Source organism: Kribbella sindirgiensis, from assembly GCF_004331435.1.
Lineage (GTDB): Bacteria > Actinomycetota > Actinomycetes > Propionibacteriales > Kribbellaceae > Kribbella > Kribbella sindirgiensis.
The window spans coordinates 519144-539803 of the sequence record NZ_SJKA01000001.1; the positions used below are offsets into that span (position 1 = coordinate 519144).

Consider the following 20660-nt stretch of genomic DNA (forward strand, 5'->3'; position numbering starts at 1 on the left):
GATCAGCCTCCGAGCAACTCGCCGTACGCCTGCGTCACTTCAGGGCGTCGACGAGGGCGGTCGCCGCACCGATGACGATGCAGGCGGCCAGGACCCAGCCGAGCCGGGCGGCGTGCTCGCCACCCTCGCCGCGACGCTGACCGATGGCCATCATGCCGCCGGCGATGATGATGCCGAGGGCACAGATCAGGTACGCGATCCACTTGACCCAGCCGAGGACCTTGTTCAGGCCCTTCGTCACCTCTACGGGCGGCGCCTCCAGGGGCAGCGAGTTCGGAAGCTCGGTAACCAGGTGGTGAAGCAACATCATTGTCTTGGTGCCTTTCAGTACGGGGCGGGGTAGTCCGCTGGGTTTGACGCGCGAAGTGCGTAGATGGATTCAAGTACTTCGAAAACCTCGTCCGGCGTGTTGTCAGGCGTGGGAGCCTCCCCTCTGCGCCACTCCTCGATCCACGGGATGTCCCAGACTCGCGGAACACCTCCGCCGACGATGTCCGCGAAGTCGTCGAGCACGCGGGGCAACCGTCCAGGAGCGTCCGAGATCAGCACCAGGCCGAGCACGGCGACACCTTGGACGACACCCGAGGCCCACTCGATCGCGGCACGCTGCGCGGCGCGCAGACCGGACCCGTGCGTCCGGGCAACCAGGATCACCGGCGTCGGCACCGGCGGGGGCGGGATCGGCCAACGATGGTTGGACGCCCGGGTCCCCGGCAGCAGGACCGACATCGTGGTCTCGCCGGAGCCGCCGTGGACACCGACCCACCACAGGGTGTCGGCAGCCGGAATCGCGAACTTGGGCAGGCGCTGATCCTCCGCGGGCGCCGGCACCCCGTGCTGGGGCGCGGACGGCCCCCGCGGGGTGATGTCCGGCTGAGGTCCGGGGCCTGGCTGCGGTTGCTGCGGGCCCGGAGACTGCTCTCGTGTCCACGGGTTCTGTGTCATGGCCCCTCCTCTCGCGGTCCGTCACAGGCTGTTGCCCACCGTATTCTCTCGCTTTCCGGGTGTACTTGCGTGACCCATCCACAGGCGAGGATGTTTCTACCCCCTTGTCGGGGTCAGTCGAGCCGACAGGCCCGCGTGGTTTCTGCATGCCCGGAATCCCCGGCATGCCCTCATGCGGGGGACATGCTAGAACGAGGACGCCGGAACTTGATGAACGAGGGAGACCTGTGGCTGGAATGAGAGGACATCGTGGCTGAGAAGATCCCCTCCTGGCCCAAGGTCACGATCCGGCTGTACGACGACCACAACGCCGAGGTGAAGATCGCCGGGCGCAGTCACCCGGTCAACCACCACGATCCGCGCGCCGCGGCGATCCAGCTCGTCAGCGAGCAGGCCGCGCAGCTGGGCCGCGCGGTGAAGGCCACCGCGGTCGAGGCCGACGGCGCCTCCTGGCCCCTGGTCATCCACCCGGACGGTCAGGTCGAGGCGATCGACACCGATCCCCGCAAGGGCAAGAAGCCGATCTGGCCGATCGTGCTCGCGATGGCCGTGGCCGTCGTCCTGATCGCCGGTACGACGCTGTACATCACCGTCTTCAGCAAGCTCGGCGAAGGTACGCCGCAGGTGACCGAGTCGCCCAAGCTGCCCGAGCTTCCCGGGCCGAACGTGCACCCGGACGAGTTCGCCCCCCGGACCCAGCCGACCGGCTACTCGTCGCACGCGAGCTGGACGGTCGACCTCGCCGAGGACAGCACGCCGGCGATCAAGCCGGACGGCACCGAGATCGCGATCCTGACGACCGACGAGAAGGTCGCCGTGTTCGATGCGAACGGCAAGGTGCTGTGGCAGGACAAGGTGCCGAAAGACGCCGAGAACCCGGTCTATACCACTATCGACGGCAAGCAGGTGCTGGCGATCGCGACGCCGTCCACCCTGTATTACTGGGCCGGCGGCGGCGCCGAGGCGAAGACGGTCGAGCTGCCGGACAGCGCCAAGGTGCAGTTCTTCGGCAAGTCGCCGCTGATCCTGCTGGGCGACGAGTCCGGGGCGATGGTGATCTCGGGCGGCGAGCTCAAGACGGTGCCGGATCAGCCGCGGAGCTCCACGATCCTGCTCGCCGAGGGCGACCGCACGTTGATGGCGCAGTACCTCGGCCCGCTCTACTGGACGCAACCGGGCAAGAAGCTGCTGCAGGTCAATCTCCAGCCGCCCGGCGGCGCCGGCGCCATCATCCAGGTGGTCTCGGCGAGCCCGGACTACGCCCTGGCCCTGTGGACCAACGCCAAGAACCCGGAAGAAGTGATCCCGGCGGTGCACTCGACCGCGAGCGGCAAGATGGTCGCGAGCTGCGGCCTGGTACGCAACGGCGACACCGACGGCTGGGACTGGGTCCCCGACCCGAACCGCAAGTTCGCCGCGTGGGGCGAGTGCCTCGTGAACCTCACGCTGACCAAGGCCAACACCAGGCGGCTCCCAGGCTTCCAGCCGCTGTCGGTCAGCGGATCGATGTTGTACGGCACGATCAGCAGCCAGCTGTGGGCCGTGTCGCCGAACTGGAACAAGTACTCGATGAAGGAAGGCACCACGCGGCCGTGGGGCGTGATCGGCAAACGCGCCGTCCTCGTGTACAACTCCGTTCTCTACGCATTGGACCCGGGGAAATGAGCCGGCACACGCGTCGCTGGGCGCGGATCACCGCCGCACTGCTCGCCGTCGGGGTACTGCTGGTGCCCGCCGAGGCGCTTGCCGAGAGCATCGAACCGGAGCCGACCGACTGGCCCGCGGTCAAACCGGCCACCGGACAGGCGGTCGAGCCGCAGCCTGTCGACTGGCCGACGCCCACGAAGACCTGACGCCGGATCCGGCAACGACAAGGCCCGCGCCCCCTCACGGGGAACGCGGGCCTTGATCGTTCAGGCAGAAATCAGCCGGCCGCGACCTCGAGGCGGACCGTGGCGGCCACCTCCGGGTGCAACTGGACGGCGACCTGGTGCTTGCCGGTGGTCTTGATCGGCGACGCGATCGCGATCGCGCGCTTCTCGACCAGCGGGCCGCCGGCGGACTTGATCGCCGTGGCGATGTCGGCCGGGGTGACCGAGCCGAACAGGCGGCCGGTGTCGCCGGCCTTGACGGCCAGGGTGACGGAGAGCTGCTCGAGCTGGTTCTTGACCTCGCTCGCGTGCTCCTTGCCCTGGATCGCCCGGGCGTCACGCGCCCGCTTGATCGTCTGGATCTGCTTCTCGGCGCCGCGGGTCCAGCCGATGGCCAGGCCGCGCGGGACCAGGTAGTTACGGCCGTAGCCGTCCTTCACCTCGACGATGTCGCCGGGAGCCCCGAGGCCCTCGACCTCCTGAGACAGGATGAGCTTCATGGTCCGCGCCTCCCTCAGCGAGCGGTGCTCGTGTACGGCAGCAGGGCCACCTCACGAGCGTTCTTGATAGCGGTCGCGACATCGCGCTGGTGCTGCACGCAGTTCCCGGTCACCCGGCGGGCGCGGATCTTGCCGCGGTCCGAGATGAACTTGCGCAGCAGCGCGGTGTCCTTGTAATCGACGTACGTCGCCTTGTCCTTGCAGAAGCCGCAGACCTTCTTCTTCGGCTTCCGAATGATCTTGGCCATTGTGGTGCTCTCTTCCTACTTCCAGAGCCCGGCACGGATGCCGGAATGGTCACTAACGGAATTGCGGGCCGATCAGAACGGCGGCTCCTCCATCGAGCCGCCGCCCTGGCTGGCCCAGGGGTCGTTCTGCGGGGCGGACTGGCCGCCACCGCCTTGTCCTGCACCTTGCGGGGTCGCCCAGGGGTCGTTCTGCTGGCCGCCACCCTGGTTGCCGCCCTGGCCGCCGCCGTAGCCGCCGCCCTGGTTGCCACCCTGGTAGCCACCGCCACCCTGGTTGCCGCCGCCACCGAAACCGCCACCGTCGGAGCGCGAGGTCTTGGAGATCTTCAGCGTCGCGTAGCGCATGCTGGCGCCGATCTCTTCGACATCACACTCGAACACGGTGCGCTTGTTCCCGTCGCGGTCGTCGTAGCTGCGCGCCTTCAGGCGCCCGTGCACGACGACCCGGGAACCGCGGGTCAGCGACTCGGCGACGTTCTCGGCGACCTGCCGCCACACGGCACACGAGATGAAGAGGGTTTCGCCGTCTTTCCACTCGTTGCTCTGCCGGTCCAGCGTCCGCGGAGTAGAGGCGATCGTGAAGTTCGCGACCGCGGCCCCGGACGGCGTGAACCGCAGCTCCGGATCACCTGTCAGGTTTCCGATCAGAGTGATGGGTGGTTCACCGGCCATGACAACTTCCTCCTGTACTGCAGACGATGGGTGGTGTGACGCCAGACCACCTGACGCCCGAGGTTCAGTGCTGGTCCGGCCGGATGACCTTGGTGCGCAGGATCGACTCGTTCAGCGTGAGCTGACGGTCGAGCTCCTTCACAACCGCCGGCTCGGCGGTCAGGTCGACGACGGCGTAAATGCCTTCGGACTTCTTCTTCACGTCATAGGCAAGCTTGCGACGACCCCAGATGTCGAGCTTCTCGACCGTGCCACCTTCCTTGCGGACGATGTTCAGGTACTGGTCGATGGACGGCTCCACGGTGCGCTCATCGAGCTCCGGGTCGAGGATCACCATGACTTCATAACGACGCATGCGCGAACTCCACCTCCTTCGGACTTGGCGGCCACGGTCTCTCCGTGGCAGGAGGGCGATGCGGACTGCTCCACGCCGGCACTTGCCGCCGACGCCAAGCAACGAGCCCGGTCGATGGACCGGGCCACATCAAAGAGAGTACCAGCGTTCGGACGGCCGACCGACCATATCCACAGGCCTGTTCCGACGACTCTGAGTCATCGGCCGACGACCTGCGGTGCGGAACGACGGAGTACGGCCACCAGCAACGGTACGGCGAGGACGGCCGAGATCACCGTCAGGAGCGGGTACCCGCCGAGCGTGTAGAGCCACGGCGAACTGGCCGCCGAGAGCGCGGAGATGGCCCAGATGGACGACTCGACCTTGCTCTCGAACGGCGTGCCGAGCAGTCGGGCGCTACCGCCCAGATAGCAGAGGTTCCACGCGTACCCGAGGAGGAACAGCGCCGGCGTGAACGCGGGCTCGGACCGCGTGGTCAGAACAGCCGCCACGATCAGCAGGACCAGGCCGGTCAGCATCACCGGCCGCGGACCGGTGCGGTCGATCCACCAACCGGTCAACGGCGACAGTGCGAACATCCCCAGCGTGTGGGCGGACAGCATCACGCCCAGCACGCCCAGGCCGGCGCCGTGGTGGTGCGTGTGTACCGGTACGGCGGACATCAGCGCCACCATCACCAGGTGTCCGGCGACCATCACACCGGCGGCCAGAAGGACCGACGTACGACGGGATGCGGCCGACGGCTCGTGCCGGGTCTGCGCGGGCTGTTCCGCGGCGCGGACGGTCCGGATGTAAGTCGACGCGACCAGGGCGCCGAAGACGGTCACGACGGCGAGCAGGAACGGACCGGCGACCGCGGGCAGGCCCAGCCCCGAGGCGAAGGACTGGGACGGCGCCATCAGGAACGGCCCGCCCACGGCACCTGCCGTGCTCGCCCAGACGACGGCGCTCATCGCCGACGCCCTTCGCGGCTCGGGCACCGCCTCACCGGCGGCGTACCTGGACAGCAGGCTCGCGGCGTTCCCGGAACCGAGGAGGAACATGCCGACGAAGAGCAGCCCGACCGGCGCGCCCACCGCCGCGATGACCGTCAACGCCGCACCGGCGACGCCCACGCCGTACCCGAGGCGGAGGGCGTGCGCGCGGCCGAGCCGGGTGGTCCAGCGGCCGACGGCGATCGCGCCCGCCGCGGTCCCCAGGACGCCGGCCGTGTTCGGGACGCCTGCCAGGCTGGAGCCGAGTTCGTCGGCGGCCAGGATGGTGCTCACCGCGCTCGCGGCGATCATCGCGGCGTTCATCAGCGCGGCGGCGAGAACGACAGGAACCAGCACGGCCACCACGTTAGGAAGGTGCCCGTTCTGGCTGAATGCATGATGCAAAGCATTCGGCCTTGCGGACCACCGCGATCGAAGGTGTTCTGGGGCGATGACCTTTCAGGGGCGTGATCTGGACTCCACGGATTGGCAGATCCTCACCGAACTGCAGTCCGACGGCCGGCTGTCGTTCAACCAGCTCGGCAAGCGCGTCAACCTCTCGCCGCCCGCGGTGGCGGACCGGGTACGACGCCTGGAGGAGGCCGGCGTGATCACCGGCTACCGCGCAGAGGTGGATCCGGCGAAGGCGGGACAGCCACTGTCCGCGTTCATCCAGATGCGCTGTACGACGGGCCGCTGCCTGCTCAAGACCACGCGGGCCGAGGACTTCCCCGAGGTCCTGGAGATCCACAAGCTGAGCGGCAACTCCTGCTCGATGCTGCGCGTCCGCGTCACCTCGATGCACCACCTCGAAGGCCTCTTCGAACGCCTCGGCGAACACGGCGAGATGAACACCCACATCGTCCTGTCCACAGAATTCGAAGGCCGCCCCGTCCAGCCCCCACCCCCCGGCCAACGCCAGGTCACCCGCTCAGCCGGCTGGTCGACCGACGCGGGTTGAGCCTTCCGGCGTCTGCTGCGGAACTTGTCGGCGGGCGGTTCTAGGGTGGGGGTATGACTGTGAAGCTTGGTGCGCATGTGGACCAGGAAGACCCGTTGGCCGAGGCGGCCGATCGGGGAGCTGATCTGGTGCAGTTCTTCCTGGGGAATCCGCAGGACTACAAGGCGCCCAAGCTCGCGTACGCCGACGGCGAGGAGGCACTGAAGGAGCGGGCCGCCGCCGCGGGCGTCGACCTCTACGTGCACGCGCCGTACCGGTTGAACGTGGCGAACACGAACAACCGGATCCGGATCCCGAGCCGCAAGCTGTTGCAGCAGACGCTGGACAAGGCGGCGGAGATCGACGCCAAGGGCGTGATCGTGCACGGCGGGCACGTCGGTGACGAGGACGATCCGGAGGCCGGGTTCGACAACTGGCGCAAGTGCATCGAACGCGCCGAGCTGCCGGTGCCGCTGCTGATCGAGAACACGGCCGGCGGCGAGAACGCGATGGCCCGGCAGCTGGACCGGATCGCGCGGCTCTGGGACGCGGTGCAGGCCTCGGGCAACGACCGGCTGGAGAACGTCGGGTTCTGCCTGGACACGTGCCACTTCCACGCGGCCGGCGAGGAGCTGCCGTCGATCGTCGAGCGGGTGCTGGCGCTCACCGGGCGGATCGACCTGGTGCACGCGAACGGATCACGCGACGAGTTCGGCTCCGGCGCGGACCGGCACAGCAACTTCGAGGACGGGCACATCGACCCGGCCGACATCGTCGCGGTCGTGCAGGCCGCCGGCGCCCCGGTCGTCGTCGAGACCCCGAACGCCGACAACGGCCAGAAGACCGACCTCGACTACCTGCGGGCGCACCTCACGTAGTCGAGGGCTTCGTCAGGCCGTGCAGCCAGTAGGTCACGGCCCAGGGCAGCAGGATCGCGAGAGCTGCGCTGTTGTTGGTCGGCATGAGCAGTCCGCAGATCACGACGACGGCGACCACCAGCGTGCTGACCTGAAACAGGTCCACAGGGCCGACGACCTTGGTGCGGAGCGTGATGCGGTTCAGCGCGCAGCCGGCGTACGCCGCGATGAGTGCGAGCAGGCCCAGGATCGCCACCACCGCGCCGAGCCAGGCGAGACCGTCCCAGCCCTCGTCGGCCTGGAAGATGCCGGTCAGCAGGAACACCCCGACCAGGACGCTCAGCCAGGTGCTGGTCCACATCAGGCGGTCGACCGCACTGCGAGCCTTCTCGGGATCCGGCTTCGGCTCAGCCTCCTCCTCGTCCCCGGCCTCGTCCCCGGCCTCGTCCCCGGCCTCGTCCCCGGCCTCGTCCCCGGCCTCGTCCCCGGCCTCGTCCCCGGCCTCGTCCCCGGCCTTGGCCCCGGCCTTGGCCTCGGCCTCGGGTTCTGCGACCGGCTCGGGATCGCCGGCCGCGGCGGGCTTGGGATCGGGGTCTGGCTGCACCATGGCAGCGACGGTAGCTCACAATGAGGTTATGCAGACCTGGGCGGAGCGGTTCCCCGACCTGTTCGCACCGGGCTACTGGGAGTGGGGCGACCTCGACGTCCGGTACACCGTCGAGCAGCCGCCGGACGAGCTGATCAGCAACGTCCACGTCGTCGGCCGGACCACCGGCGGAATCGTTGTCTGCACCAACGACCTGGGCTGGCGCTTCCTGCCCGGCGGAACTCGCGAGCCGGGCGAGACGATCGAGGAGATCGTCCACCGCGAGCTGCTCGAGGAGGCCGGCGCACGACTGACCGGTCCGCTCACCTGGCTCGGCGCCCATCGCGCCGACCACCGCCGCCCCGGGCCGTACCGCCCACATCTCCCGCACCCGGTCTCGTACTGGGCGAACTACGTCGCGGACGTCGTCATCGAGCAGGAGCCGACGAACCCCGAGGACGGCGAACAGGTCACCGACGTACTCGTACTGCCACCGGACGAAGCCGCCGCGTACCTGGACGGCCAGCCGGAAGAAGTCGGCTCAATCGTCAGGCTGGCTCAGGCAATGCAGCTGGTTTAGGCGGTGTCTGCCCTGACCGCCACGGCAGCAGTACGGCGCTGAGGGTGCAGCAGATGCCCGCGACCCAGAGCGCTCCGCGCATCCCGACCACTGTCGCGAGCACGCCGCCGAGCGCCATGAACGCTGGCTGCACGCACCGCGAGCTGATCGACCACGACCCCACGACCCGCGCCATGAACCGGTCCTCGGTGACCTCCATGCGGTACGTCGCGAACGACGGGTTGAACGCACCGGCCCCCACCAGCAGGCCCGTCTCCGCCAACGTGAGCAGTACGAACCCGCCCCACCCATGCGGCGCTAGCGGGAAGAGGAGCAGCCAAGGCGCCCGCAGTACGCCGAACACCAGCAGCATCCACTGCAGCCCGTACCGCCGGGTGAGCCGCGGCGCCATCCGCGCGCCGATGACGCCGCCGATGCAGGAGACACCGAGCATCACCCCGTAGCTCCACGCGGACAGCCCGAGGTCCCGCAACATGAAGACCGCCAGCAACGGCGACGTCATCATCACCGGCCCGCCGAACACCTGCGAGTTCCAGAAGAGGACGCGCAGCCCGCGGTGCCGCAGGATGTACCGCCATCCGGCCGTGATGTCCCGCTTGCCCTCCCGCTGCACCGGCTCCGGCTCGGGCTGCTGGATGCGGCGGATCCCGAGCGCCGATCCGAGGAACGAGACCGCGTCGACCGCCAGCGTGACCGTCGCACCGACCAGGCTGACCAGCGCACCGCCGATCGCCGGGCCGATGCTCAGCGAGACCCAGTTCGTCTGCTCGAACCGGCTGTTCGCCTCGGCCCGTCCCTCGGCCGGCACCAGTGCCTTCAGATGCGCGCCGCTCGCCGACTGGAACGCGATCGTCCCGGCCGCCTGCAGCACGCCCGCGACACACAGATGCGCATAGGTCAGTACGTCGAACGCCGCCGCGACCGGCACCGAGACCAGGGCCGCGAACCGCACCAGGTCGGACGCGATCATCACCGGCCGCTTGCGCCGCTGCTCGATGAAGTCTCCCATCGGCAACGCCAGCGCCGCGCCGGCCACCGCGGACAACGCGGCGAGCATCGAGACCTGGAAGGTGCTGGAGTCCAAGGCGAGGACGGCGACCAGCGGCAACGCGCCGAGTCCTACCGCCGATCCGAACGCACTGACCGTGAACGCGACCCACAACCGGCGGAAGTCTCGACCCAAAGACATCCCGCGATCGTAGAAGTGGTCACCGACACAAATTGAGGCCGCCGTCGAGCATGATCACTTCACCGGTCAGATAGCTGTTGTGGACAACCGCCGAGATCAGGTCGGCGACGTCCGCCGGCTGCGCGGCGCGACGCATCGGACTCGAGGTTTTCCACAGGTCCTGGGCCGCGGTCCACGACGCGGTCAACGGAGTATCCACAAGGCCGGGAGCGACCGCGTTGACCCGTACGTCAGGGCCGAGAGCGGCGGCCAGCAACTTCGTCACGTGGTTCAGCGCCGCCTTGGACGCGGCGTACGCGATCGAGCTGCCCTTCGGGCGGACGCCCGCGTGGCTGGTGACGTTGACGATGGACCCGCCGGACGAGCGGAGCGCCGGGAGTGCCGCCGTACACAACAGCCAAGGGGCGATCAGGTTGACGTCGAGCAGCCGCCGCCAGTCATCGGCCGACAACGCGTCGAGGTCCGTGTGCGGGACCGGCCAGCTGATGCCCGCGTTGTTCACGAGTACGTCGAGACGCCCGTGCTCACGCACAACCTCCGGGACCAACGCCTGAGCAGCTGCGTCGTCGGAGAGGTCAGCCTGGTGGTACGACCCGCCCAGCTCCGCGGCCAGCGCCTCTCCGGTGGATCGGCTGGAGCGCGAGTGCACCGCGACGGTCATCCCGTCCGCGGCCAACCGCCGCACGGTCGCGGCTCCGATGCCGGACGTGGATCCGGTGACCAAGGCAACCTTCATGCGCGGTACCGGAGGCCGTCCATCAGCAGATCGAGCAGGCGACCCGCCTGCTCGCGGTCGTCGGCCGCCGCACCGCCGACGCCGCCGATGCTGGCCAGGAGGTCCTTGGCCGAGATGTCCGACCGGATCTGGCCGGCCGCGGCGCCCGCGTCGAGCAGCGGCTGCACCGCACCCATGAGGAGCTCCAGGCTCTGCGCATACGGGTTCGCACCGGAGGCGAACACGGCTCGCAGCGCGTCCGCCATGCCGCGCTTCCGGGCCATGTAGTCGATGAAGCGGTCCATCCACGCCCGCAGCGCCTGGTCCGGCGGCAGCTGCTCGAGCAGCTCGGCGGACGCGTCACAGACGGCGGCCAGCTCGTTCCGGTACGCCGCCTCGATCAGCAGCTCGCGCGTCGGGAAGTGCCGGTAGAGGGTGCCGATGCCGACGCCGGCGTCCTTCGCGATCCCTTCCAGGGTCGCCTCCAGACCGCATTTCGTGAACGCGCGCGCCGCCGCGGCCACGACCAGGTCCCGGTTGCGCTGGGCGTCCGCGCGCAGCGGACGCTCGCTGGTGCCGGTCATCTCCCCCACCTCCCGTGAGCCCACAAACTTAGCGGACTTGATAACCGGAGAAACCTCCGGTTATCAACCGTAACCGAAGGCCCTCTGATGGAGCCGGCCGCTACTTCGAGGACAACAACGAGGCGCTGCCGCGGACGGCAGGCGATCCGATGCACGGCGTCGCGGAGTACGCGCTCGATCCGGAGTCGGCCACTCGGTTGTAGGAGCTGTCCGAGAAGCTGGTTTGATCAGAAACCGGCTCAGCTACGGATCACGTGGCTGGGCCGGTAACCTGACCCACCGTGAGTGACTTGAGCATTCGGACCATCTCCGCGGACGAGCACGCCGCCTACATCGCGGCCCAGCCGTCGGCGAGCTTCCTGCAGACCCCTGGGTGGGCGGCGGTGAAGAGCGAGTGGAAAGCTGAGTCACTCGGCTGGTACGAGTCGGGAAACCCCGGCAACCTGGTCGGCGTCGGTCTGGTGCTCTACCGGCAGATGCCGAAGGTGAAGCGGTACCTCGCGTACCTGCCGGAAGGTCCGGTGATCGACTGGGACGCCATCGACCTCGGCAGCTACCTGCGCCCGCTGGCCGCGCACCTGCTGGAGCGCGGCGCGTTCGGCATCCGGATGGGTCCGCCGGTCGCGACCCGGCGCTGGACCGCACAGACCATCAAGGATGCCATCGCCGGCGGTCAGCAGCCGCGCCTCGGCGACGTCCGGCCGGACGTGATCGAACCGTCCGGCGCGACCGTCGCCGACAAGCTCCGCAAGCTGGGCTGGAAGCCGCCCCGGATCGCGGAGGGGTTCGCGGCCGGACAACCGCAGTACGTCTTCCAGGTGCCGCTGGCCGGCCGCACCCCGGACGATCTGCTCAAGGGCATGAACCAGCTCTGGCGGCGCAACATCAAGAAGGCCGACAAGGCCGGCGTCGAGGTGACGCAGGGCGGCACCGAGGACATCAAGGCCTTCCACCAGCTGTACGTCGAGACCGCCGAGCGCGACCACTTCACACCGCGGCCGCTGCCGTACTTCGAGAAGATGTACGCCGCGATGGCCAACCAGCCGGCCGACTGCTGTGACTTCCGGATCTACAACGCCCATCACGAGGGCGACCTGGTCGCGTCGACGATCTGGGTCCGGGTCGGCGGTCATTCCTGGTACTCCTACGGTGCCAGCTCGACCGCCAAACGAGACGTCCGCGGATCGAACGCGATCCAGTGGCGGATGATGTCGGACGCGCTCGCGGCGGGCGCGTCCGTGTACGACCTACGGGGCATTACCGACACCTTGGACCCGAACGACCCGCATGTCGGGCTGATCCAGTTCAAGACCGGGACCGGCGGCGAGGCCGTCGAGTACGTCGGTGAGTGGGACCTGCCGTTGAACAAGGCGCTCTACACCGCATTCGACCTCTACATGAGACGGCGTTGACACCATGCCCCTAGTCCTGCACGTCGATTCCGATCGATGGCGTGATCACCTGCGTTCCACGTGGAACCCCGACATCGTCCCGGTCGCCAAGGGCAACGGATACGGGTTCGGCAACCACCGCCTGTTCGCCGAGGCGCGCGCCTTCGGCGCTCGGACGATCGCGGTCGGCACGTACTTCGAGGTTCCCGCGACTGATTCTCATTCATCTGGACGCGAGGACGTCGTGGTCCTGTCGCCGTGGCGGCCGTTCCTCGAGGTACCGCAGAGCAAGAACGTGATCCACACGGTCAGCCGGCTGGCCGACCTGGTCTCGATCCCGGCCGGCAGCCGGGTGCTGATCGAGGTGATGACCTCGATGCGCCGGCACGGCATCGGCGCCCGCGAGCTGCGGCACACGATGCTGCTGAACGCGCTCGACCGGATCCGGTTCGAGGGCTGGTCGCTGCACTTCCCGATGGGCGCCGGCGGTACGTCGGCCAACCTGCGCGAGGCGCAGCAACTGGCGAAGGCGGCGCTCGACGTCCGCAAGGGCACGCTGTGGGTGTCGCACGTACCGGCCCAGAAGCTGGCCGACATCGGTCCGGACGTGAAGCTCCGGATGGGCACCGGGCTGTGGCTCGGCGACCGCGGCGCACTCTCGGTCCGGGCGACCGTCCTCGACGTGCACTCGGTCCGCCGCGGCGAGCGCGTCGGCTACCGGCAGCGCCGGGTCAGCGGCGACGGGCACATCCTGATCGTCTCCGGCGGTACGGCGCACGGCGTCGGCCTGGAGGCCCCGACCGCGGCCGCGAGCGTCCGGCAACGCGCGATCGCGATGGCCAAGGGCAGCCTGGACGCGGCCGGTATGGCGTTGTCCCCGTTCACCATCGAAGGCAAGCAACGCTGGTTCGCCGAACCGCCGCACATGCAGGCCAGCATGCTGTTCCTCCCGTCCTCGGTCGCCCCGCCCGCAGTAGGCGACGAGGTCGACTTGGACGTCCGCTACACCACCACGACCTTCGACAAGGTGTCGATGGACTAGGGGATCGTGAGTTTCTGGCCGATCCTGAGCCTGTTCGGGTCCTTGCCGATGGTCGGTCTGTTGGCGTCGTACAGCTTGCGCCACAAGCCGGCGTTGCCGTAGAACCTGGCCGCGATCTTGCCGAGGGAGTCGCCGGAGACCACCTTGTAGACACGCAGCGCCGGGGCCTGCCGCGCGATGAGCGGTGTGGGATCCGGCGCCTTCGGCAGCAGGCGGCACTGGAAAGCCAGCACGAAGACGTCGCCTGGATCAGTGGTGGTGACAACCGGAGGGTTGGGGACCGGCTGCGGCCCGGGCTTCCAGATGATCGGCGGACCCTCGCGGACCTCCACGGAGCGTCGGATGGCCGGGACCATCGGCGAAACCGGAGCGCCAGTGGCCCGCGCTGACAGGGCGGCAGGCGCAGTCAGCATCTCTGCTGAGGTGTTCGTCTGCACCGGGACGAACCCTAGACTCCCGTCCGGCGGAGTGCCGCCGACCGTGCGGCGTTGCACGGTGACATTGCGCGCCAGCACCAGCCCGCTCACGTACGCCGTACATTGGCCCTTCGGCGGACTGCCGCCGTCGGACAGGATCCGGGACGCGTCGGCGAAGCGCCACGCGTGCGACGCGAACACCTCCGGCGCGAACCAAGGCCTGGTCACGGTGACGAACGAGTACTCGAACGTCAGCACCTCCGTCCCGGAGTCCCCGCCGCCGGCCAACCTGGATCGCAGGTCGGCCGGCGCCTGTGCGACGAGCTGCGCCAGCTCGCCCGCGGTGACAGTGATCCGGGCCCACTCCACCTGGGTCACGTTGGACGGCAGGATGCCGGTCGGCAGGTATGTCAGCCCGTCCGGCGTGGTCAGCGACGGGTCCCCCGCGCCGGTCGGGTCGTACAACTGCCGGTACTTCTCCCACATCAGGATCGGCGAGGAGGAGCCGAGATCGGCGATCGTCCGCTGGGCCTTCTCCACGTCGGCGCGCCTGCCCTGGACGGTCCAGGCCGTCGACGCGTCGGTGACCGCCGCTGCCAGCGCCGGCTCGTCCGCCGACCACTTGGCCTTGACCGCCGGATCGGTGGACAGCTCGGCCGCACCCCGCCGGTTGTTGTACTCCTGACCGGCCGCCAGAAACGCGTCCCGGTACTGCTGGTAGGCGATCATCGTCGGACTCGGCACGAGCCGGCCTCCGTCCTCGACGTACAGCAGCGCCGAAGCACTCCGGTACGCCGCCTCCTGCGCGGGCGTCCGCGGTACGTCGTCGACGTTCGCGCCGAGCACGTCGGCGTACACCGTCCACAGGCGATCACCGTCGGGCTGCCACAGCGGTCCCTCCGGGATCTCGTTCACCAGCAGCGAGAACTGCGCCTGCGCGGCCGCTCCGGCACCGAACGGGTCGTTGGCCATCGCCATCAGGCTGTCGGCCCGGATCCCGATCGGCGCCATCGGGAAGCCGTGATAGGCCCCGTCCTCGGCGAACACCTGCTCGACCTTCGCCGCCATGCCGAGCACGACCGTCGCGTCGATTCCTGTCATCGTTCCGACTCCCCCAGTGGTTACTCGAAGTCCGCGTCCTTGAGCTCTTCCAGCGGGTTCGGCGCCTTGCCGATCAGGTGATTGACGAACCCGATGATCTGCATGCCGGGAACCCGCAGGGTCTCGCCGTCCACGGTCGCCTTGAAGTCCTCGTGGCTGCTCGACCGGCTGTAGCCGCCGGAGAGCCGGAACGGTCCCCAGCCGACACCGCCGGACACCTCGGTCTTCGACGTGGTGGCGTTGTACGCCGAGACGAAGTCACTCGACGTCACCTCGAGGTTGCGCGCGAAGATCGCCTGCGTCGCGTACCCGATGAACTCGCCCTTCGGCGGGCGGGCGCCGTCCGACGGCATGTCGTCGAACGTCCAGCCCTCGCCCTTGCGGAGGATCCAGCCGCGGTTGGCGAAGAACTCCGGGTAGAAGCCGGCCCGGACGATGACGGCCTGCGCCAGTTCGAACTTCAGTTTGAAGTCGTTGACCTGATGGTTCTCGGTGTACTCCGTGTTGTCCTGGCGCACGCCCGCGTTGAAGCTGAAGAAGCCCCAGCCGACCCCCGCGCCGGCATTCCAGCTGGTGTTGGTCTGATCCTTGGACCACTCGGTGTAGTTGTGCGTGACACCGATCTCCGTCCAGCCGGCCGACTTCGCGATGTCACCCGGAACGAGCGTGGTGTACGGGAACGAGACGCCGACTTCCGGCGTGGCGATCAGGGCCGCGTCGTACCGCTCCTCCAGGGACTGCTTCCACAGCGCCAAGCTGCGTTCGGTGGTCTGGTTGATGTAGGCGTTGATCTTGTCGACCTCGTTGCGGTACCCGCCACTGGTCCAGGCGTCCATCGCGGCCTTCACCTTGAGGGCGTAGTTCTTCTGGTTCAGGATCCAGTCGGCGGAGGCCACCTTGCCGTCCGGGCCGGTGGCTCCGGCCGCCGCGGCGCGCTTGGAGTTGTACTCCGCCGCCGCGTCGAGGTACGCCGCCATCTTCTCGGAGTAGGCCAGCATCATCGCGCTGGCCTCGGTCACCTCCTTCTCCTCGTCGGTGATCAGGTCCTTGACGGTCTTCTTCTCCCAGAGCAGGTTGTTGAACTTCTCGAGCTTCGCCTTCTCCGCGTCAGTGAGCTCGTAGTGCGCCACCTTCGAGAACCGCAGGATCTGCCGGTAGATCTCGCTCAGCCGCTTCTCCGCGTCCGGCTTGTACATCGCTTCCTGGCGCTCGACGCCGTACGGGCCCTCGACGTCGGGGATGAAGTCGAGCAGGGTCGACAGGTTGTAGGCGTGCATGACGCGCTTGTTCTGGGTCTCCGCGTCGGGGGCGGAGAAGATCCCGTCGGCGGCGAAGTCGAGTTCGTTCTCCGTGAACGGCAGCCCGGGAGTCACCCAGGTGAAGAAGGTGTTCGGCGACGGCTTCACGGTGGCGTCGCCGCCGACCACCGTCTGGTAGATCTGCGCACGGACGGCGTTGCCGAGGTCGTTCAGTGGAAAAGGCATGGTGTCCCCCAGGTTCAGAGTGCGGTCGGGTAGTAGACGAGCGTGCGGTCGATGCCGCGGGCAACCACCGCGGCGGCGTTCGAGAAGAGCTGCCGGTTCGCCTTGTTGCGCGGAGCGATCCCGGGGTTGCCGGCTTCGGACAAGGTGCAATGGGTCACCGCGGCGGCCCAGTCCTGGGCGTTCGCGGCGGCGTTGAAGTTGGGCCATTTGGCCGGGAAGTACGCTCCGGCCCACGCGATGCTGTGGGCGCCGAGCCGGGCGTCGGCCGGCCAGTTCGCCCAGTCCGGGTAGAAGGCGGCGAGCCGCTTCTCGTTCGTGTCGAACTTCGCCTTGACCAGTTCGTCCATCGCGAGTTCGGTCATCTTCAGGGTCGCGATCTTCTTCGCCGCGAGATGGCCGCCCTTGGCCAGGCCGGGCGCGTTCTTGATCCGGTGCCACTCCGCGACGATCTCGTCGCGGGTCGCGGCCAGACCGGTGGCGATGTGCACCCAGGACAGTGCCGCCGCGTCCTCCGGCCGATCGATCAAGTTGCCGACGGCAACCGTCACGAGTCCCTTGACGTCCTGGTACATGTACGGGACCCGGCCCTCGAGCGGCTGGGTGAAGGTCGGGAAGTAGTCCCGGACCGAGATCGCCTGCCCGTCGGGCTGGGTGCTGGGCGGCACGATCGCGCCGATCGGCAGTCCCGGCCAGTTGCCCGCGATCGGCAGCGGGTAGCCGTCGGCCACTTTGTCCGCCTCGGCGTCGTACTGCGCGTACTGGTCGCCGGAGAAGAAGTAGGCCTTTCCGCTCGGCCACCACAGGGCCGCGTCGATACCGGACTCGAACAACCCCGGCCAGTTGCCCGCGATCGGCAGCGGTCCGTCCACGGCCTGGTTCGCGACGGGGTCGTACTTCACGTACTCGCTACCGGAGAAGAAGTAGGCGTTGCCGCTGTTCCACACCACTCCGGCATCGACACCCGACTCGAACAGCCCTGGCCAGTTGCCGGCGATCGGTTGCGGGTAACCGTCCGCGACCCGGTCGGCTTCCCAGTCGTACTTCGCGTACTGGTCGCCGGCGAAGAAGTACACCGACCCGTCCGGCCAGCACACGGCCGCGTCGATGCCGGACTCGAACAGTCCCGGCCAGTTGCCCGCGATCGGCAGCGGGTAGCCGTCGTCCACCCGGTCCGCCGCGACGTCGTACCGGACATAGTCGCTGTCGGTGAAGAAGTAGGCCTTGTCTCCGGCGGGCGAGACGAAACCCGTGAGCTTGCCCATGGCACCAGTCCCCCAGTTCGCTGTGGCGGTCCGCGTGATCGCGGGGCCGCGTCCGGAACACTGTGCCGTCGCGCTCGTGCCGTCAGGTATCCCTGAATTCAGGTATTCAGCCGGCCGGACGCGACGAGCGCCGCGAGCTCTGCCCGCGAGGACAGGCCGAGCTTCCCGAAGATCCGCTTGAGGTGCGTCTCGACCGTGAAACGCGACAGGAACAGGTGCTCGGCGATGCGCCGATTCGACAGTCCGCGCGCGACGAGCTCCGCAACCGCCGTCTCGGCAGGCGACAACTCGACGAGTGGTGCGGGACCGGCCCGCAACTCCGTCGCGAGGGCGGCGGGCAGCACCACGACAACCAGAGGCTCCTCACCCGGTATGCCGTTGTCCTCGAAGACCATGGCTTGGCGACCCAGCAGGTCGCGCAATCTGGTGACAAGCCGGGTTGCTGACGCTTCGTCCACGGGCATGGTTCCCCCCGACACCCTGAAATTGGCACTCACAGTGTGTTGTCATGACCACGCAGTGTCAACGAACCTGTGCAAGAGGTGCCCTTTCGGCCCCGGTTGACTTAAGGTCCACCTGAAGTTGCAGCGTGGACGTATGAGTTTTCTGGAGCGGATCGAGGAGCGGGCCGGGGCGGCGGAGTTGCGTGCGGCGTCGTACCGGATGCTGGGGCTGAAACGCGGCGCGGCCTGCGTCGATGTCGCGTGCGGGGCGGGTCATGCGGTGGCCGAGCTGGCGCGGAAGGGCCTCAAGGTGACCGGGGTCGACGCCGATCCCGACGCGATCGAGGCCGCCCGGGAGCGGGCGCCCGGGGCGATGTTTCACGTGGCACATTCCGACGGCCTGCCGCTCGAGGACGGGTCGATGGACGGCTACCGCGCGTTACGGCTGTTCCATCTGCTCGAGGATTCCGGTCCGACGGTGGCCGAGGCCTATCGGGTACTGCGTCCCGGCGGGCGGATCGTGGTGGGCGGGCAGGACTACGGCTTCGTCCTGATCGACAGCTCCGACCAGGACCTGACCGACGTGATCCGCCTCGGTCTCGAGTCCCGAACGGTCTCTCCGCGCGCCACGCGCACGTTGCGCGACGTCCTTCTCGACACGGGCTTCACCGATGTCGAGGTCGCCGTACACACCGAAGTCGTCACCGACTACGCACTGATGGCCCCGCAGTTGGCCGGGGCCGCGGAAGCCGCCGTCGACAAGGCACTGATCACCCAGGAGGACGCCGAGGGTTGGCTCAAGGAGCAGGCCGGCCGCGGGCGCCGGGACCGCTTCCTCGCCGTCCTCCCGACACTTCTTGTCGGTGCACGCCGTTAGCGTGTCGTGGATGAGCCACAAATACGCGTTGAAAGGTGTAGTGCTGGACGCGCCGGACCCGCGGGCGCTCGGGGAGTTCTACAGTCAGTTGCTCGGCTGGGACCTGAACGCCCACGACGACACGTGGGTCACCGTCTGGAATCCCGACCTCCCGACCGGGTTGTCCATCCAGCTGGAGCCGAACTATCAGCCGCCCACCTGGCCGAGTGAGACCGGCGTCCAGCAGATGCAGCTACACCTGGACATTCAGGTGGATGATCTCGAGTCGGCGCACCAGCGGGCGATGGACGCCGGGGCACGGCTGATGGAGTTCCAGCCGCAGCCCGACGTCCGGGTGTACGCCGACCCGGTCGGTCACATCTTCTGCTTCTTCACCGCTTGAGGTGACCCTGCCAGCGGACCGTCGGCAGTAGCGCCGCCGCGTCGACGCGGTCCTTGTTGGCGGAGACGATGTCGAACATCGACTCGATCAGGGTGTCCGACAGCAGGTGCGGCTGGAGGCCGAGGCCGACCAGACCGGTGTGCTTGACGTTGTAGTAGTGCTCGGCCAGCTCGACCCGTGGGTTGTCCAGGTGCTCGACCTGGACCGGGCCGGGGAAGCACTCGGCGACCAGGCCGGCGAGCTGCGACACCGAGTAGCTCTCGGTCATCTGGTTGAAGACCCGGAACTCGCCCGCGTCCGCCGGGTTCTCCACCGCGAGCCGGATGCACTCGACGGTGTCCCGGATGTCCAGGAACCCGCGGGTCTGCCCGCCGCTGCCGTAGACGGTCAGCGGCTCGCCGAGCACCGCCTGAATGACGAACCGGTTGAGCACCGTGCCGAACACCGCGTCGTAGTCGAACCGCGTCGCCAGCCGCGCGTCCCGCACGGTCTGGTCGGTCTGCTGCCCGTACACCACGCCCTGGTTGAGGTCGGTGACGCGCATCCCCCAGATCCGGCAGCCGAACTCGAGGTTGTGCGAGTCGTGCACCTTGCTGAGGTGGTAGAACGAGCCCGGCTTCTTCGGGTAGAGCATCCGGTCCTTGCGGCCGTTGTGCTCGACCTCCAGCCAGCCTTCCTCGATGTCGATGTTCGGCGTGCCGTACTCACCCATCGTGCCGAGCTTCACCAGATGGATGTCCGGGTTGATCTCGGCGATGGCGTACATCAGGTTCAGCGTGCCGACCACATTGTTGTGCTGGGTGTAGACGGCGTGCTCGCGGTCGATCATCGAGTACGGCGCGGCGCGCTGCTCGGCGAAGTGCACGATCGCGTCCGGGTTGAACTCGGTGAGCACCCGGTAGACGAAGTCCGCGTCGAGCAGATCACCGACGTACGCCGGGATCCGCCGGCCGGAGACCTCCTCCCAGGCCGCGACCCGACTCTCGAGATCCTCGATCGGGACCAGGCTCTGGACGCCCAGCTCGCGGTCGTAACCGCGCCGGGCCATGTTGTCGAGCACGGCCGTGTCATGGCCGCGGTCGGAGAGGTGCAGTGCAGTCGGCCACCCTAGGTAGCCGTCACCGCCCAGGACGAGTACGCGCACGGCTCGGCCGCCTTCCGGTCGGGAAACGTCGTCATACTCCTTCCTATCCCGAGTACCCACTCCAGTAACGTGACCAGTCCCACCTATTCGCTGGCAATCGGC

General features: G+C 68.4%; 25 protein-coding genes. 9 read left to right on the top strand and 16 right to left on the bottom strand.

What is annotated here, in order from left to right:
• Positions 1-34 precede the first annotated feature (34 nt).
• Both E0H50_RS02610 and E0H50_RS02615 read right to left on the bottom strand, forming a co-directional pair.
• Positions 35-310: a TrbC/VirB2 family protein gene (locus tag E0H50_RS02610; protein WP_130386393.1), complete on the bottom strand. Its 276-nt coding sequence runs from the start codon at positions 308-310 to the stop codon at positions 35-37.
• 14 nt (positions 311-324) lie between these two features.
• The gene (locus E0H50_RS02615; RefSeq protein WP_131284302.1) at positions 325-945 is read right to left on the bottom strand and encodes a DUF6668 family protein; all 621 of its coding nucleotides are present in this window, start codon (positions 943-945) and stop codon (positions 325-327) included.
• Between the two features lie 249 nt (positions 946-1194).
• Between E0H50_RS02615 and E0H50_RS02620 the strand changes: the two genes are divergently transcribed.
• A complete protein-coding gene (locus tag E0H50_RS02620; protein ID WP_131284303.1) occupies positions 1195-2610 on the top strand; it encodes a hypothetical protein in 1416 nt (471 codons plus the stop codon).
• Positions 2607-2798: a hypothetical protein gene (locus E0H50_RS02625; protein WP_131284305.1), complete on the top strand. Its 192-nt coding sequence runs from the start codon at positions 2607-2609 to the stop codon at positions 2796-2798. The genes E0H50_RS02620 and E0H50_RS02625 overlap by 4 nt, the downstream gene beginning before the upstream one ends.
• Before the next feature lie 71 nt (positions 2799-2869).
• Here the strand turns inward: E0H50_RS02625 and rplI are convergent, their stop codons facing one another.
• The 5 genes from rplI to E0H50_RS02650 form a co-directional block, all read right to left on the bottom strand.
• Entirely contained in the window at positions 2870-3316 is a 447-nt protein-coding gene (gene rplI, locus E0H50_RS02630; protein ID WP_131284306.1) for a 50S ribosomal protein L9, read from the bottom strand.
• Between the two features lie 14 nt (positions 3317-3330).
• A complete protein-coding gene (rpsR, locus tag E0H50_RS02635) occupies positions 3331-3564 on the bottom strand; it encodes a 30S ribosomal protein S18 (protein WP_012924539.1) in 234 nt (77 codons plus the stop codon).
• A gap of 72 nt (positions 3565-3636) precedes the next feature.
• A complete protein-coding gene (locus E0H50_RS02640; protein ID WP_131284308.1) occupies positions 3637-4236 on the bottom strand; it encodes a single-stranded DNA-binding protein in 600 nt (199 codons plus the stop codon).
• Between the two features lie 64 nt (positions 4237-4300).
• Positions 4301-4591 carry a 30S ribosomal protein S6 gene (gene rpsF / locus E0H50_RS02645; RefSeq protein WP_130386399.1) on the bottom strand — a complete coding sequence of 97 codons (291 nt, stop codon included), beginning with the start codon at positions 4589-4591 and terminating at the stop codon, positions 4301-4303.
• 197 nt (positions 4592-4788) lie between these two features.
• Positions 4789-5922 (bottom strand): MFS transporter, encoded by a 1134-nt coding sequence (locus E0H50_RS02650; protein ID WP_131284309.1) that lies wholly within the window; start codon positions 5920-5922, stop codon positions 4789-4791.
• 94 nt (positions 5923-6016) lie between these two features.
• Here E0H50_RS02650 and E0H50_RS02655 point away from each other — a divergent pair, with 94 nt between their 5' ends.
• A complete protein-coding gene (locus E0H50_RS02655) occupies positions 6017-6526 on the top strand; it encodes an Lrp/AsnC family transcriptional regulator (RefSeq protein ID WP_131284310.1) in 510 nt (169 codons plus the stop codon).
• 53 nt (positions 6527-6579) lie between these two features.
• Positions 6580-7383 carry a deoxyribonuclease IV gene (locus E0H50_RS02660; protein WP_131284312.1) on the top strand — a complete coding sequence of 268 codons (804 nt, stop codon included), beginning with the start codon at positions 6580-6582 and terminating at the stop codon, positions 7381-7383.
• On the opposite strand, the gene E0H50_RS02665 is transcribed toward E0H50_RS02660, so the two are convergent.
• Positions 7376-7969 (bottom strand): hypothetical protein, encoded by a 594-nt coding sequence (locus E0H50_RS02665; RefSeq protein WP_131284314.1) that lies wholly within the window; start codon positions 7967-7969, stop codon positions 7376-7378. The two genes, E0H50_RS02660 and E0H50_RS02665, sit on opposite strands and share 8 nt — an antisense overlap.
• A 28-nt stretch (positions 7970-7997) precedes the next feature.
• Between E0H50_RS02665 and E0H50_RS02670 the strand changes: the two genes are divergently transcribed.
• Positions 7998-8528: an NUDIX domain-containing protein gene (locus E0H50_RS02670; RefSeq protein ID WP_130386404.1), complete on the top strand. Its 531-nt coding sequence runs from the start codon at positions 7998-8000 to the stop codon at positions 8526-8528.
• Here E0H50_RS02670 and E0H50_RS02675 read toward each other — a convergent pair.
• From E0H50_RS02675 to E0H50_RS02685, 3 genes are read right to left on the bottom strand one after another with little or no spacing between them, the layout of a single operon-like run.
• A complete protein-coding gene (locus E0H50_RS02675; RefSeq protein ID WP_131284316.1) occupies positions 8497-9717 on the bottom strand; it encodes an MFS transporter in 1221 nt (406 codons plus the stop codon). The two genes, E0H50_RS02670 and E0H50_RS02675, sit on opposite strands and share 32 nt — an antisense overlap.
• 19 nt (positions 9718-9736) lie before the next feature.
• Entirely contained in the window at positions 9737-10453 is a 717-nt protein-coding gene (locus E0H50_RS02680) for an SDR family NAD(P)-dependent oxidoreductase (RefSeq protein WP_131284318.1), read from the bottom strand.
• Positions 10450-11016, bottom strand: a complete 567-nt coding sequence (locus tag E0H50_RS02685; RefSeq protein ID WP_131284320.1) for a TetR/AcrR family transcriptional regulator — start codon at positions 11014-11016, stop codon at positions 10450-10452. The genes E0H50_RS02680 and E0H50_RS02685 overlap by 4 nt, the downstream gene beginning before the upstream one ends.
• Positions 11017-11297: 281 nt before the next feature.
• Here E0H50_RS02685 and E0H50_RS02695 point away from each other — a divergent pair, with 281 nt between their 5' ends.
• Together E0H50_RS02695 and E0H50_RS02700 are read left to right on the top strand one after the other, a co-directional pair.
• Positions 11298-12428, top strand: coding sequence for a lipid II:glycine glycyltransferase FemX (locus tag E0H50_RS02695; protein ID WP_131284322.1), 1131 nt, complete (start codon positions 11298-11300; stop codon positions 12426-12428).
• A 4-nt stretch (positions 12429-12432) separates the two neighbouring features.
• A complete protein-coding gene (locus E0H50_RS02700) occupies positions 12433-13449 on the top strand; it encodes an alanine racemase (RefSeq protein ID WP_131284324.1) in 1017 nt (338 codons plus the stop codon).
• On the opposite strand, the gene E0H50_RS02705 is transcribed toward E0H50_RS02700, so the two are convergent.
• The 4 genes from E0H50_RS02705 to E0H50_RS02720 all read right to left on the bottom strand — a co-directional run bounded on the left by E0H50_RS02705 (position 13446) and on the right by E0H50_RS02720 (position 18176).
• Positions 13446-14966, bottom strand: a complete 1521-nt coding sequence (locus E0H50_RS02705) for a LysM peptidoglycan-binding domain-containing protein (protein WP_131284326.1) — start codon at positions 14964-14966, stop codon at positions 13446-13448. The two genes, E0H50_RS02700 and E0H50_RS02705, sit on opposite strands and share 4 nt — an antisense overlap.
• 20 nt (positions 14967-14986) lie before the next feature.
• Entirely contained in the window at positions 14987-16450 is a 1464-nt protein-coding gene (locus tag E0H50_RS02710; protein ID WP_131284328.1) for a hypothetical protein, read from the bottom strand.
• 14 nt (positions 16451-16464) lie between these two features.
• On the bottom strand, positions 16465-17712 hold the full coding sequence (locus E0H50_RS02715) for a hemopexin repeat-containing protein (RefSeq protein WP_131284330.1): 1248 nt from the start codon (positions 17710-17712) through the stop codon (positions 16465-16467).
• Between the two features lie 98 nt (positions 17713-17810).
• Positions 17811-18176: a response regulator transcription factor gene (locus tag E0H50_RS02720; RefSeq protein ID WP_131284332.1), complete on the bottom strand. Its 366-nt coding sequence runs from the start codon at positions 18174-18176 to the stop codon at positions 17811-17813.
• Positions 18177-18309: 133 nt separating this feature from the next.
• Between E0H50_RS02720 and E0H50_RS02725 the strand changes: the two genes are divergently transcribed.
• Complete coding sequence (locus tag E0H50_RS02725; RefSeq protein WP_131284334.1) at positions 18310-19032, top strand: methyltransferase domain-containing protein; 723 nt, start codon at positions 18310-18312, stop codon at positions 19030-19032.
• Between the two features lie 10 nt (positions 19033-19042).
• Complete coding sequence (locus E0H50_RS02730) at positions 19043-19414, top strand: VOC family protein (RefSeq protein ID WP_131284336.1); 372 nt, start codon at positions 19043-19045, stop codon at positions 19412-19414.
• Here E0H50_RS02730 and E0H50_RS02735 read toward each other — a convergent pair.
• The gene (locus E0H50_RS02735; RefSeq protein ID WP_131284338.1) at positions 19404-20558 is read right to left on the bottom strand and encodes an NAD-dependent epimerase/dehydratase family protein; all 1155 of its coding nucleotides are present in this window, start codon (positions 20556-20558) and stop codon (positions 19404-19406) included. The two genes, E0H50_RS02730 and E0H50_RS02735, sit on opposite strands and share 11 nt — an antisense overlap.
• Positions 20559-20660: the final 102 nt, after the last annotated feature.

Bases quoted from the DNA above. Each gene is read 5' to 3' on its own strand.
- E0H50_RS02700 (WP_131284324.1), top strand. From the start codon at position 12,433: ATGCCCCTAGTCCTGCACGTCGATTCCGATCGATGGCGTGATCACCTG.
- E0H50_RS02705 (WP_131284326.1), bottom strand. From the start codon at position 14,966: ATGACAGGAATCGACGCGACGGTCGTGCTCGGCATGGCGGCGAAGGTC.
- E0H50_RS02675 (WP_131284316.1), bottom strand. From the start codon at position 9,717: ATGTCTTTGGGTCGAGACTTCCGCCGGTTGTGGGTCGCGTTCACGGTC.
- rpsF (WP_130386399.1), bottom strand. From the start codon at position 4,591: ATGCGTCGTTATGAAGTCATGGTGATCCTCGACCCGGAGCTCGATGAG.
- E0H50_RS02720 (WP_131284332.1), bottom strand. From the start codon at position 18,176: ATGCCCGTGGACGAAGCGTCAGCAACCCGGCTTGTCACCAGATTGCGC.
- E0H50_RS02660 (WP_131284312.1), top strand. From the start codon at position 6,580: ATGACTGTGAAGCTTGGTGCGCATGTGGACCAGGAAGACCCGTTGGCC.
- rplI (WP_131284306.1), bottom strand. From the start codon at position 3,316: ATGAAGCTCATCCTGTCTCAGGAGGTCGAGGGCCTCGGGGCTCCCGGC.
- rpsR (WP_012924539.1), bottom strand. From the start codon at position 3,564: ATGGCCAAGATCATTCGGAAGCCGAAGAAGAAGGTCTGCGGCTTCTGC.
- E0H50_RS02640 (WP_131284308.1), bottom strand. From the start codon at position 4,236: ATGGCCGGTGAACCACCCATCACTCTGATCGGAAACCTGACAGGTGAT.
- E0H50_RS02680 (WP_131284318.1), bottom strand. From the start codon at position 10,453: ATGAAGGTTGCCTTGGTCACCGGATCCACGTCCGGCATCGGAGCCGCG.
- E0H50_RS02730 (WP_131284336.1), top strand. From the start codon at position 19,043: ATGAGCCACAAATACGCGTTGAAAGGTGTAGTGCTGGACGCGCCGGAC.
- E0H50_RS02610 (WP_130386393.1), bottom strand. From the start codon at position 310: ATGATGTTGCTTCACCACCTGGTTACCGAGCTTCCGAACTCGCTGCCC.
- E0H50_RS02670 (WP_130386404.1), top strand. From the start codon at position 7,998: ATGCAGACCTGGGCGGAGCGGTTCCCCGACCTGTTCGCACCGGGCTAC.
- E0H50_RS02625 (WP_131284305.1), top strand. From the start codon at position 2,607: ATGAGCCGGCACACGCGTCGCTGGGCGCGGATCACCGCCGCACTGCTC.
- E0H50_RS02715 (WP_131284330.1), bottom strand. From the start codon at position 17,712: ATGGGCAAGCTCACGGGTTTCGTCTCGCCCGCCGGAGACAAGGCCTAC.
- E0H50_RS02665 (WP_131284314.1), bottom strand. From the start codon at position 7,969: ATGGTGCAGCCAGACCCCGATCCCAAGCCCGCCGCGGCCGGCGATCCC.
- E0H50_RS02710 (WP_131284328.1), bottom strand. From the start codon at position 16,450: ATGCCTTTTCCACTGAACGACCTCGGCAACGCCGTCCGTGCGCAGATC.
- E0H50_RS02685 (WP_131284320.1), bottom strand. From the start codon at position 11,016: ATGACCGGCACCAGCGAGCGTCCGCTGCGCGCGGACGCCCAGCGCAAC.
- E0H50_RS02725 (WP_131284334.1), top strand. From the start codon at position 18,310: ATGAGTTTTCTGGAGCGGATCGAGGAGCGGGCCGGGGCGGCGGAGTTG.
- E0H50_RS02615 (WP_131284302.1), bottom strand. From the start codon at position 945: ATGACACAGAACCCGTGGACACGAGAGCAGTCTCCGGGCCCGCAGCAA.
- E0H50_RS02655 (WP_131284310.1), top strand. From the start codon at position 6,017: ATGACCTTTCAGGGGCGTGATCTGGACTCCACGGATTGGCAGATCCTC.